Source organism: Bacillus sp. MAG717A (assembly GCF_036884855.1).
GTDB lineage: Bacteria > Bacillota > Bacilli > Bacillales > Bacillaceae > Bacillus > Bacillus safensis.
Genome location: NZ_CP145733.1, coordinates 3,464,956 through 3,477,893, shown reverse-complemented (window position 1 = coordinate 3,477,893; position 12,938 = coordinate 3,464,956). Strand labels below are relative to the sequence as shown.

9 protein-coding genes are annotated in these 12,938 nt (G+C 40.3%); all 9 read left to right on the top strand.

Going from position 1 to position 12,938, the window contains the following annotated elements; all coding sequences use genetic code 11:
- Nucleotides 1-121 precede the first annotated feature (121 nt).
- The 9 genes from V6Z54_RS18025 to miaB all read left to right on the top strand — a co-directional run bounded on the left by V6Z54_RS18025 (nt 122) and on the right by miaB (nt 12,938).
- On the top strand, nt 122-1,297 hold the full coding sequence (locus V6Z54_RS18025; protein ID WP_041084790.1) for a serine hydrolase domain-containing protein: 1,176 nt from the start codon (nt 122-124) through the stop codon (nt 1,295-1,297).
- A gap of 233 nt (nt 1,298-1,530) precedes the next feature.
- On the top strand, nt 1,531-3,093 hold the full coding sequence (gene rny / locus V6Z54_RS18020) for a ribonuclease Y (RefSeq protein ID WP_003211958.1): 1,563 nt from the start codon (nt 1,531-1,533) through the stop codon (nt 3,091-3,093).
- 90 nt (nt 3,094-3,183) lie between these two features.
- A complete protein-coding gene (locus V6Z54_RS18015) occupies nt 3,184-3,978 on the top strand; it encodes a TIGR00282 family metallophosphoesterase (RefSeq protein WP_041084789.1) in 795 nt (264 codons plus the stop codon).
- 202 nt (nt 3,979-4,180) lie between these two features.
- A complete protein-coding gene (gene spoVS / locus V6Z54_RS18010; RefSeq protein WP_003211281.1) occupies nt 4,181-4,441 on the top strand; it encodes a stage V sporulation protein SpoVS in 261 nt (86 codons plus the stop codon).
- A gap of 202 nt (nt 4,442-4,643) precedes the next feature.
- Nucleotides 4,644-7,688 (top strand): efflux RND transporter permease subunit, encoded by a 3,045-nt coding sequence (locus V6Z54_RS18005; protein ID WP_338527560.1) that lies wholly within the window; start codon nt 4,644-4,646, stop codon nt 7,686-7,688.
- A gap of 174 nt (nt 7,689-7,862) precedes the next feature.
- Complete coding sequence (gene tdh, locus V6Z54_RS18000; protein WP_338527559.1) at nt 7,863-8,927, top strand: L-threonine 3-dehydrogenase; 1,065 nt, start codon at nt 7,863-7,865, stop codon at nt 8,925-8,927.
- Nucleotides 8,924-10,105 (top strand): glycine C-acetyltransferase, encoded by a 1,182-nt coding sequence (locus tag V6Z54_RS17995; protein WP_126681849.1) that lies wholly within the window; start codon nt 8,924-8,926, stop codon nt 10,103-10,105. The genes tdh and V6Z54_RS17995 overlap by 4 nt, the downstream gene beginning before the upstream one ends.
- Nucleotides 10,106-10,206: 101 nt before the next feature.
- The gene (locus V6Z54_RS17990) at nt 10,207-11,322 is read left to right on the top strand and encodes a DUF3578 domain-containing protein (RefSeq protein ID WP_231120129.1); all 1,116 of its coding nucleotides are present in this window, start codon (nt 10,207-10,209) and stop codon (nt 11,320-11,322) included.
- Between the two features lie 89 nt (nt 11,323-11,411).
- A complete protein-coding gene (miaB, locus tag V6Z54_RS17985; RefSeq protein ID WP_034281907.1) occupies nt 11,412-12,938 on the top strand; it encodes a tRNA (N6-isopentenyl adenosine(37)-C2)-methylthiotransferase MiaB in 1,527 nt (508 codons plus the stop codon).

Sequence of the window (12,938 nt, the reverse complement as noted above, 5' to 3'; positions counted from 1 at the left end):
AAAAAAGGCTGGGTGAAAAAATCCAGCCTTTTTTATTTTACAAAAAACTTTTCGACAACTTTTTCAGTACTTCATCCGTCTAAAGTGTACAAAATGGAATTTATTTTGGGAGGAAAAAATAATGACAAGCCCGACCCGCAGAGGAACTGCAAAACGCAGACAGAGAAAACCAAGTCAGAGGGGAAAACTTGTGCTTGTTTTTTTAGCAGCGATGATTTGCTTTACGATGTGGAATGTGCTTCATCGAAATAGTGAAGAGAACAACCCGTTTCAAAAAACAGCAGTAGCTTTAGAAAACAGCCAGAAAAAAGAAGTCAAAAGGAAAACTGCCAAAAAATCAGAGGAACAAATCAAAACAGTGGACCGCAATCAGAAAATCAGCAGCTATTTAAATGAGATCGGTTTCAGCGGGACAGCTATGATTGTTAGAAATGGAGAAATTGTAACAAATAAAGGTTTTGGTTATGCAGACCGTAAACGAAAAATTCAAAATAATCCATTTACATCTTTTTATGTCGGTTCGTCACAAAAAGCGCTGATTGCAACCGCTATTTTGCAGCTTGAGGAAAAGGGGAAACTTCAGACAAGTGATCCGGTAAGCACGTATTTACCTCATTTTCCTAACGGACAAACGATTACTTTGAAAAATCTGCTGACACATACATCGGGAATAAACGGACATATTGAAGGAAATGGCGCAATTACTCCGGACGAATTAATAAAAGACATAGAACGTCAGGGTATTCATCGTCAGCCGGGCGTATGGGGCTACAAGGATTCCAACTATTCTGTTCTTGCTTATATTGTTGCTGAAGTAAGCGGTGAGTCCTATGAAGAATATATAACGAATCATATTTTTAAACCGGCGGGAATGACGCATGCAGGGTTTTACAAAACATATGAAAAAGAACCTTATCCTGCTGTCGGGTATAAGCTGAAAGGCAGCAGAATGGTTACACCGCATATGCCCGATCTATCTCAGCTGTATGGTGCTGGAGATATTTATATGAGAGCTATAGATATGTACAAATTTGACCAAGCCCTGATAGACGGCAAACTGTATTCGCAGAAGAGCTATAAAAAGATGTTTACGCCAGGAAGCAGCTCCACATACGGAATGGGATTTTATGTTGCTCCCGGTAGCTATTCAAACCATGGTGTCATGCCGGGTTTCAACATTTTGAACAGCTTTAGCAAATCTGGGCAAACCATTGTTGTATTGTTCTCAAACATTCAAAACAACAATAAACTGGGCCAAGTGAACAATAAAGTATATCAGCTGCTGAATCAAGAATAATTCTGATCTGCTTTTGCAAACGCTAAGATGGCAAGCTTGACAAGTATTTCCGACACAATTACAATGGGAATGTATCACTTGTTTTTCTTAACATGATTGATAACTAATTTAAACTTGACAAGGGCAGTGAGGATCTCATTCCCTGTGAAGGCCCTGTATGTTGAGACACAAAACAATGTACATGCCGACACTTTATTTGTAAAACCAAGTTCATAGCAAGAGGAGGTGAAAATATGTCGCCTACGATGTTTACGATCATCTCCATTTTGCTGAGCCTAATCTGTTTAGTTGTTGGCTACTTTGTTCGTAAAACCATTGCAGAAGCAAAAATATCCGGCGCAAGAAACATGGCCGAACAAATTGTTGAGGATGCAAAGCGTGATGCGGAAGCATTGAAGAAAGAAGCGCTCTTGGAAGCGAAAGATGAAATTCATTCGTTTCGTGTAGAGGCGGAGCAAGAAGTTCGTGAAAGACGAAATGAGCTTCAAAGACAAGAAAACCGTTTACTTCAAAAAGAGGAAAATCTTGATCGCAAAGACGAATCTTTAGATAAACGGGAGTCCCTGTTGGAGAAGAGAGATCATTCTCTGAATGAACGACAACAACATATTGAAGAGATGGAAAGCAAAGTGGATGATATGATTCGTTTGCAGAAAGCCGAGTTGGAACGTATTTCAAGTCTAACTCGAGATGAAGCGAAACAAATCATTCTGGATCAAGTTGAAAATGAGCTTTCCCACGACATTGCAGTCATGACGAAAGAATCTGAAAACCGAGCGAAAGAAGAGGCTGACAAAAAGGCGAAAAACATTCTTTCACTTGCGTTACAGCGTTGTGCAGCTGATCATGTAGCTGAAACAACGGTATCTGTAGTCAATCTTCCAAATGATGAGATGAAAGGTCGTATTATCGGACGTGAAGGACGAAATATCCGTACGTTAGAAACGTTAACAGGTATTGACTTGATCATAGATGATACACCTGAAGCTGTTATCCTATCGGGCTTTGATCCGATTAGACGTGAAACAGCGAGGATAGCTCTGGACAAGCTAGTCCAGGATGGCCGCATTCATCCTGCACGAATTGAAGAGATGGTGGAAAAATCACGCCGTGAAGTCGATGATTATATCCGCGAGATGGGTGAGCAAACGACATTCGAAGTCGGAGTTCACGGTCTGCATCCGGATCTTATCAAAATTCTCGGCCGCTTGAAATTCCGTACAAGTTATGGACAAAATGTCCTGAAGCATTCAATTGAGGTTGCACATCTTGCAGGTCTCATGGCTTCAGAGCTTGGAGAAGATGCAAAGCTTGCAAAACGAGCAGGTCTTCTGCATGACATTGGAAAAGCCATTGATCATGAAGTAGAAGGAAGCCACGTAGAAATTGGCGTTGAGCTTGCGACGAAATATAAAGAGCATCCTGTTGTCATCAACAGTATTGCCTCTCACCACGGTGACCAAGAACCGACATCTATTATCGCTGTTCTTGTGGCGGCAGCTGATGCATTATCTGCAGCACGCCCTGGTGCAAGAAGTGAGACGCTTGAAAATTACATTCGGAGACTTGAGAAATTAGAAGATATCTCTGAATCTTATGAAGGTGTTGAAAAATCGTTTGCGATACAGGCTGGACGTGAAGTACGTATAATGGTGAAGCCAGATTCAATTAATGATCTTGAAGCTCACCGTCTAGCAAGGGATATTCGTAAGCGAATTGAGGACGAGCTCGATTACCCTGGTCACATTAAAGTGACAGTCATTCGAGAAACTCGCGCAGTAGAGTATGCAAAATAGAGCGGTGCGCTTAGCGCCGCTTTATTTTTTTGTGTAAATATGCAACACTGATAAGAAGATCAATTTATAAGAGAAAGGGTTCAAAAGCGCATGAAAATATTATTTGTTGGAGATATCGTTGGTTCACCTGGCAGAGACACACTGAAAGAATACTTGCCAAAGCTGAAGAAAAAATATCAGCCGCACTTTACCATTGTCAACGGAGAAAATGCTGCTCACGGGAAAGGTCTGACTGAAAAAATCTATCATGAGCTCCTGCAAGCAGGAGCTGATGTGCTCACAATGGGCAACCATACATGGGATAAAAGAGATATTTTTGATTTCATCGATGACGCAGCCAATATAGTGCGTCCTGCTAACTTCCCAGAAGGCACACCTGGAAAAGGTCTCACGTTTATTAAAAAACAAGGAAAAGAACTGGCTGTCATCAACCTGCAAGGACGTACGTTTTTACCGCCAATCGACTGCCCATTTCAAAAAGTAGATGAATTAATTGCGGAAGCATCCAAACGGACCCCGTTTATTTTCATTGATTTTCATGGTGAAGCCACAAGTGAAAAGCAAGCAATGGGCTGGTATACAGACGGCCGTGCATCATGTGTCGTTGGAACACATACACATGTTCAAACAGCAGATAACCGCGTATTGCCAAAAGGAACTGCGTATATTTCAGATGTCGGGATGACAGGACCTTATGATGGCATTTTAGGTGTTGACCGAGAAACGATTATTAAACGATTCAAAACAAGTCTCCCAGTCCGGTTTGAAATTGCAGAAGGCCGCACAACGTTAAGTGCAGTCATCGTAGAAATTGACGAACAGTCGAAAAAAGCTGTCAAAATTGATCGAATTTTGATAAATGATGACCATATTTTCTTTGAATAAATGTTCACATATTTATTTCAGAAAAATATTAATCAGAAAGAAGGAATATGCGCCCTCTATCGTGAATATAGTAAAAATGGTAGGTAGCCTGCTATTTTTGAAAAACATTTTGGGGATGGATTTTCAAAAAAATAGCATCATCTAACAAAGATTGTTCTAATGAACACTCACTTATCCATTGTAAATTTAAGGGGGAGCAGAAATGGAAATTTTAAAAGTTTCAGCAAAGTCAAATCCGAATTCAGTAGCAGGAGCATTAGCGGGCGTTTTACGTGAACGCGGTGCAGCAGAAATACAAGCAATCGGCGCTGGAGCACTGAATCAGGCGGTTAAGGCTGTCGCCATTGCAAGGGGATTTGTTGCGCCAAGCGGAGTGGATTTGATATGCATTCCAGCCTTTACTGACATTCTGATCGATGGAGAAGAAAGAACAGCCATCAAATTGATTGTTGAGCCACGATAATTCTAATTTTATTATTTTCAACCTGCTTACATCATGTAAGCAGGTTGTTTTTGTTTACCGCTATACATTTCTTATATAACATATTCAGTTCGTGAAATAGATAAAAATGACATATTAGAGCTTGCATTTTTTCACCATGATGATAAATTAAGATTAAGTTGAATTTACTTCATCAAAAATAAATATTTAAGTAGGTGAAATAATGTTCGAAGCTTTTTTGAAAAGAGGAAAGCTTGTTTTTATTTTATTTTTTATCGTTCTCATTGCTGGCGGCTATTTATTTGCGCAGCTTCCTAAACGAGAGCTGCCAGAATTCGAGGCGAATCTCGTCACGATTTCAACCGTTTTTCCTGGTGCGGATGCAAAACAGGTGGAAAGAGATGTCACCAATAAGCTGGAATCAGCTCTATCTGATATCAATGGTGTAGAGAAAACGAGCTCGGTTTCTGCCATTGGTTTCTCAAATATTGTGCTTGAAATTGAGGACCAAGCCGACTTTCAAAAGGTGACAAGTCAAATTAAGAATGAAACGACAAGTGCTGCGTCATCTTTTCCTGACGAAGTGATGGAGCCGGATATAAAGGATGAGTTCGGCAGCGTGCCGGTTGGTTCTTATATGATTGTGTCGAGTCAATCATCGGACTTAGCAAAGAGTCAGAAATTGCTGCGTGCATTGAAGGAAAAAGTAGAGGACATCAAAGGAGTAGACAATGTCGTTATTAAAGGCTTTAATGACAAACAAGCGATATTAAACTTAGATTCAAACAAGCTGGAGGGTGAAGGGTTAAATGTAACTGATGTCACAAATGCCATCAATCAGGAATTTGACACATCTCCACTAGGCGATATTCGGGCAGGTAAAGAGAAGGTCAAGCTGTCCATCGATACATATGACCGCTTAGATCAAGTCAAAAAAATTGAGCTTTTCTCAAAAACAAAACGAGAGCCGGTCACAATTAATCAGCTTGGCAGCTTAAAAGAAGTAGAAAAAGAGAAAAGTGATATTGTGTCCTATAACGGAAAGCCCGCTTATTCATTTACAGTGAATATTAAACCAGGGCTTGATATTCCTAAAATGTATGACAAAGTCATTGATGTCATTGAGAAAGAAAAGCAATTGCCAAATGGGGTGGAGTGGGTAGACTACTATTCACAAAAAAGTGAAGTGGATGCCATTTTCAATGATTTAATAAAGGAAGCCATTGTTGCAGTCATCGCTGTCATTATCGTTACTACACTTGGACTCACGATTGGCGGGGCGTTTATCGTTTCACTCGCCATTCCGCTATCCATTACAATTGGAACCATTCCGCTGCCATTTTTACAAGTGGATCTCAATCAAATTTCAATCATCGGCTTTATCATTGCCTTAGGGATACTTGTCGATGATGCGATTGTCGTCAATGATAATATTTTAAGACAAATGAAAAAATACGAAAGTCCGCTTAAAGGAACAATTGCTGGCGTAAAAGAAGTCGCAGGGTCTATTTTGACATCAACACTTGCTGTTGTGTTTGCCTTCCTGCCGCTTGTTTTCCTATCAGGTGCCAACGGTTCATTTATTCGGGCATTACCGTCTGTTCTAGTAACGACTGTGCTTGCGTCCATGGTGATTTCGCTGACACTTGTGCCGGTCTATCAATATACTGTGAACAGGAAAAGAAAGAACAAGAAGAGTGAAAAAGAGCCTGGATTCCTAGGAAAACCATTAAAAAGGCTGGCGGATTTCTATGCAGACCGTGTGCTGAAAAACATTGTGAAGCGGCCGCTCGTTATTGGACTAAGTGGCTTGCTTGTTGCAACGCTTGCTTTTTTACTTATTTTCGTCACACCATTTGAATTTTTCCCTGCGGCGAATAAGAAAGAAGTGGTCGTCACTGTCACGCTTCCAAGTGAAACAACATTAGACAAAACAAATGAAACACTAAAAAGAATAGAACAAGAAATTAAGCAGCAAAAAGGCATTGAAGAAACGGCGATTTTTGCAGGCGGCGGGGTGCCGAATCTGTTTAATGAAAGTATTTCAAATGCAAGTGACCACACAGGTCAGATTGTTGTAAGAGTAGACAATGATCAGATGACAAGTAAGGCATTGATAGATCGTATGACCGAGCCTTTACGAGAGAAATTCAAAGAGGCTGATCTCTTTATGAAAACCATTGTTCAAGGACCGCCAACTGGAGCGCCAGTGACAGTAACAGTTGCAGGTGACTCTTTTACAAAGCTCATTGATGTCAAAGAAACGCTAACAAATGAAATGAAAGACAAAGGAGCAAGCTTGATTACGGATGATGTCAATAAGCCGGTGAAAACGATCTCCTTTGAATTAAACCGTGAGCGAATGGCAGAGGATGGGCTCAGTGCTCAATTTGTCAGCAGACAGCTTGGGCTTGTGACAGAAGGGATTCCATTAGGTACCTTTAAACAAGGAACAAATGATATCGATTTAGTGGTGAAACAGGATATAGGCACACATCAAAATGGTTTAAAGCTAAAAGAATTGAAAGTGCCTGTGAAGACAAACGAGGGTGGTATGCCTCAACTTGAGCCGCTTAGCCGATATGTAACAGAAAAAGAAACAGAGCAGTATGAAAGCATTCCACATGAAAATGGAGTTCCAACTATTACGCTAAAGGCGTATCCCGGCGCATCAGATTCGTTTAAAGACGATATGAAAGAAGTCGTCAATCAAGTGGGGAAAAGCGCGGCAGCGAAGGATTTGGACATTTCACAAGGTGGAGAAAATGAAAATCAGACCCGGTTCTTTATTGAAATTAGTCTCTTATTTGTGGTTGTCTTGCTGCTCATTTACGTGACCATCGCATTCCAATTCAATTCATTGATGCTTCCGCTGTTAGTTCTAGGAACGGTTTACTTAGCCGTATCAGGAGCCATTATCGGACTGTTTGTCACACAAACGCCATTCAGCTTTATGGCAACAATGGGAATTGTCTCATTGGCTGGTATTGTTGTTCGAAATGCGGTCGTCTTATTTGAATTTATTGAACAGCGTTGCAAGCAAGGGTTTGATCAACAGACAGCTGTCATTGAAGCGGGAAGAGCAAGGATTAGACCGATACTTTTAACAGCATTTACGGCATTAGTTGCATTAATGCCTGTTGCATTCAGTCATGATCCACTCTTTAAGCCGCTGGCCATCTGCATTGTATCGGGTGTCTTTTTCTCAACAATTCTGACATTATTCATTGTGCCAGCCCTATATGTTGCCGTTTCAAAGAAACGCTGACGATGAAAGCAGATCTCCTTTCAACCGGAGATTTGCTTTTTTTTATGAAAAATATCTAAAAAAATATGTGGGGTGTTCATTTGTCTTTATCTAGTAGACAGTGGTATTTACGACTAAAATAAGTCGTGTTAAAATCTGATTGGGAGAAGTTTTTTAACAAAGGGGTTGTACGTCATGTGTGGAACGATGAAAGCGATTGTTAAAAAAGAAAGCGCTTACGGAGCGGTGTTGATGGAGATGCCGATTCCAGAAATCAAAGATCATGAAGTTTTGATCCAAGTGAAAGCCACTTCGATATGCGGAACAGACGTGCATATTTATAATTGGGATGACTGGGCTAAGGGACGAGTCAAAGCGCCCTACATTTTTGGACATGAATTTACAGGGGAAGTTGTCAAAGTGGGGAAGCAGGTCTCACGAGCAAAGGTAGGGGACTTTGTATCGGCTGAGACGCATGTTGTATGTAATCAATGTTATATGTGCTTAACAGGGCAGCAGCATTTGTGCAGTGAAACGAAAATTTTAGGGGTAGACATTGATGGCTGTTTTGCTGAATATGTCAAAGTACCTGAACAAAATGTGTGGCATAATCCAGCTCAAATGCCAGTTGAGCTTGCCTCTATACAAGAGCCGCTAGGAAATGCTGTCCATACAGTACTGCACACACCTGTTTCAGGTAAATCTGTGGCGATTTTTGGCTGCGGACCAATCGGTTTAATGGCAATCGCTGTCGCAAAAGCTTCTGGAGCTGTTCAAGTGTTCGCCGTTGATAAAAATGAATACAGGCTCGATCTTGCTCGAAAAATGGGTGCAGATCATATAGTGGATATTGGAAATGATGATCCAGTTGCGATGATTAAGCAGCTCACGCGGATGGAAGGGGCAGACGTAATGTGTGAGATGTCAGGTCATCCAGCTGCCATTAATCAAGCACTCGAAGCTTGTGCAAATGGAGGAAAAGTCAATATATTAAGCTTGCCAGAACGGCCAGTGACAATTGATATTACGAATCAAATTGTTTTTAGGGGATTAACCGTGCAAGGGATCACGGGGAGAAAAATGTTTGAGACGTGGCGTCAAGTATCTGAGCTGTTAAGAACGAATACTATTGATGTAAAGCCAGTTGTCACTCACACATTGCCATTTGAAGATTTTGAAAAGGGCTTTGAACTCATGCAAAGCGGTACGTGCGGTAAAGTCGTACTGATGATGCCATCATATCAAAGGGGGAAGAAATGATGAAGGAATTCACGTATTTACAAGATGAATTGGAAACAATGAAGCAGCAAGGCACCCACCAAACCTTGAAAGAGATCGACTCAAAACAATCATCCACTGTTACATTAAATGAACAATCTGTTATACAACTCTCCTCAAATAACTACTTAGGCCTCACCTCGCACCCAAGGCTGATGAAAGCAGCAAAAGAGGCGATTGATGAATTCGGAGCGGGTACAGGATCCGTTCGAACCATCGCCGGCACAATGACAATGCATGAACGTCTTGAAAAAAAGCTTGCTGCATTTAAAAAGACAGAGGCAGCCCTTGTGTTCCAATCAGGCTTTACGACCAACCAAGGAGTTTTATCGAGTATCCTGACAAAAGATGATATTGTCATTTCGGATGAACTGAATCATGCCTCAATTATTGATGGAATCCGATTAACCAAAGCTGATAAAAAGGTATACAGTCATTCCAATATGGAAGAGCTGGAGAAGATTTTGAAAAAATCAATGAATTATCGCGTCCGTCTCATCGTAACAGACGGTGTTTTCTCAATGGATGGTGATATCGCGCCACTTCCTGAAATCGTCAGGCTAGCAGAAGCATATGATGCATTTGTCATGGTAGACGATGCGCATGCCTCGGGCGTGCTTGGCGAGAATGGCCGCGGGACGGTCAACCATTTTAAACTCGACGGCAGAGTGCACATACAGGTCGGGACCCTTAGTAAGGCTGTCGGAGTGCTCGGCGGTTACGTGGCTGGTTCAGCGGTTTTAATTGATTATTTAAAACATAAAGCAAGACCGTTTTTATTCAGCACCTCACATCCGCCGGCTGTGACTAGAGCGTGTGAAGAAGCGATTGAAGTGCTGTTAGATGAACCGGAGCGAATCGATACACTTTGGGAGAACGCCGCTTATTTTAAAGAAAAGGTCATCAGCCTTGGATTTCAAGTCGCCCCAACAGAGACACCGATTATCCCAATCATGATTGGAGACGAAGCACTTACTTTTCGTTTCTCAAAAGCTTTAATAGAACGAGGCGTGTTTGCTCAAGGCATCGCTTTCCCAACAGTAGCAAAAGGCAAGGCAAGAATTAGAGCCATCATCACAGCCGAGCACACAAAAGAAGAACTAGACCGTGCACTGACAATCATTGAAGAAGAAGCAAAAAAACTAAACATACTTGATTGAGAGAGCGCAGGCTCTCTTTTTTTGCGATATTCTTTCCAATTTTCATCAAATCTACCGTTTGTTATGTATAATGTATGTAAAAAGATCTATTGGGGTAAGTGATGAGACAAATGCTATTTAATAAAGAAGATTTTTATAAGCAATATTTAGATTATAAGAGCAATGTAATAACAGATAAGAATCACCCATTTCACAAAATGTTTAATAAAGAGATACCAAACAAAATTCAAAATGAATTAGAAAAAAGCCATATGAAAAATTTGGATAGAATCGATATTAAAGCATCTACAGGAAATGGGAAAATTTCAGAGTCTATTTGGATAGCGTTTCTAGACCAACTCTTAACAAAGGATCCAAAAACAAATAAAACAACAACACAAAAAGGATTATATATAGTCATTTTATTCGCTAATAATGGCAAAGACTTTTATTTATCGATAGGATTAGGTACTGAAAATCTTTCTCTCAAAAAGATCAAATATGAAGCGAATGTTTGGCGAGAACGACTAAAACCTCAATTGGTGCATAGTCCTAATTTAAAAGGATTTGAAATAGGTGATTTTTACTTAGGAGAATCTGATAGACCTAAAAAATATGCAGCAGGTTCTTTGGTATTTAAAAGGTATAATATCGATACATTTAATCAATACGAATTTTTAAAAGATATATATAACTTAAATGAATTCTTTTATGATTTTATTTTCGAAATATATTCGAATCCGGATCTTCAAATGGACACGAAGATTAGTAAGAGTATAAAACGAAAAAGAATCATCCATAGAGACGTTTATAAGCAATTAAGAGAAGAAAGAGCCAAGCGAAATGAAGAGACAGGTAGGATAGCTGAAAAATTTGTTTATGATATGGAAGTAGAGCAATTAAAAGCAGCGGGTCAGGAGCAATTGGCGAAAAAAGTCAATTGGTTAGCCGAAACGGAAGATGGTCATGGATTTGATATCCAATCGTATTACCCTGATGGAAAAGAAAAACTAATAGAGGTGAAGGGCTCTAAACTTGCTCATCAAGACTTCCCTTTCTTCTTATCGGAACAAGAAAGAATGGTAGCAGAAGAGGAAAAAGAAGCGTATGTGATTACTTTAGTTGAGAGTGTCGGTACACAGCAAATGAAGATTGTAAAAGAAATACAAAACCCTTTGGAGAAAGATAACCTACTGTTAAAACCTACTCAATATTCATGCAGAATCCGGGTGGATTGAAAAGTGATGACACATATGATTTATTTTCAATTCATCACAAAATAGTCTATACTGTAGGGTGGAACTTGGTTTGAAAGGAGTACAAATTCATGAATGAAGAGCAGAGAAAAGCGAGCGGACAAGTAAGTTCATCGGACAAAAAATCCGAGAAGGACTACAGCAAATATTTTGAAGCTGTGTACATTCCGCCTTCCTTAAAAGATGCAAAAAAACGGGGTAAAGAAGAAGTCGAATACAATCAATTTCAAATTGACGAGCAGTTTCAAGGGTTAGGGAACGGCCGCAAGTTTTATATTCGCACATATGGCTGTCAAATGAATGAGCATGACACAGAAGTGATGGCTGGTATTTTTATGGCGCTTGGCTATGAACCAACAAACTCAACGGAAGATGCAAATGTCATCTTATTAAACACTTGTGCTATTCGTGAAAATGCAGAAAACAAAGTGTTTGGAGAGCTTGGTCATTTAAAAGCATTAAAACGTGAAAAGCCAGATTTAATTTTAGGCGTCTGCGGATGTATGTCACAAGAAGAATCTGTCGTGAGCCGTATTTTGAAGAAACACCCATTTGTTGACTTGATTTTCGGCACGCACAACATTCACCGCCTGCCAGAGCTGTTATCTGAATGTTACCTTTCAAAAGAAATGGTGATTGAGGTTTGGTCAAAAGAAGGCGACGTGATTGAGAACCTTCCGAGAGCCCGTCAAGGTAAAATCAAGGGCTGGGTGAATATTATGTACGGCTGTGATAAATTCTGTACATACTGTATCGTGCCTTATACGCGCGGCAAGGAAAGAAGCCGCCGCCCAGATGAAATTATTCAAGAGGTCAGACGTTTAGCAGCAGAAGGATATAAGGAAATTACCCTTCTTGGTCAAAACGTGAATGCATATGGAAAAGATTTTGAAGATATGGAATATGGTCTTGGCCACCTGATGGATGAGCTGCGAAAAATTGATATTCCGCGTATCCGTTTTACAACAAGTCACCCGCGTGATTTTGATGATCACTTAATTGAAGTGCTAGCCAAGGGCGGAAACCTTCTCGATCATATTCATCTGCCAGTTCAATCCGGAAGTTCTTCTGTGCTGAAACTTATGGCGAGAAAATATGACCGTGAGCGTTACCTTGATCTTGTGCGCAAAATCAAAGAAGCTATGCCGAATGCTTCATTAACAACGGACATTATTGTTGGATTCCCAAATGAAACAGATGAGCAGTTTGAAGAAACACTTTCCCTCTATCGCGAGGTTGAGTTTGATGCTGCTTATACATTCATTTATTCTCCAAGAGAAGGAACGCCTGCAGCGAAAATGAAAGACAACGTGCCAATGCGTGTGAAAAAAGAACGTCTGCAGCGCCTAAATGCACTTGTGAATGAAATTTCTGCGAAAAAAATGAAGGAATATGAAGGGCAGATTGTCGAAGTATTAGTAGAGGGTGAAAGTAAAAATAACCCTGAGATCCTAGCCGGATATACAAGTAAAAGCAAGCTTGTGAATTTTAAAGCACCAAAAGAAGCGATTGGCAACATCGTCAAAGTGAAAATCACACAAGCCAAAACTTGGTCTCTTGACGGAGAAATGGTTGGAGAAGCTATCGAGGTGAATTAA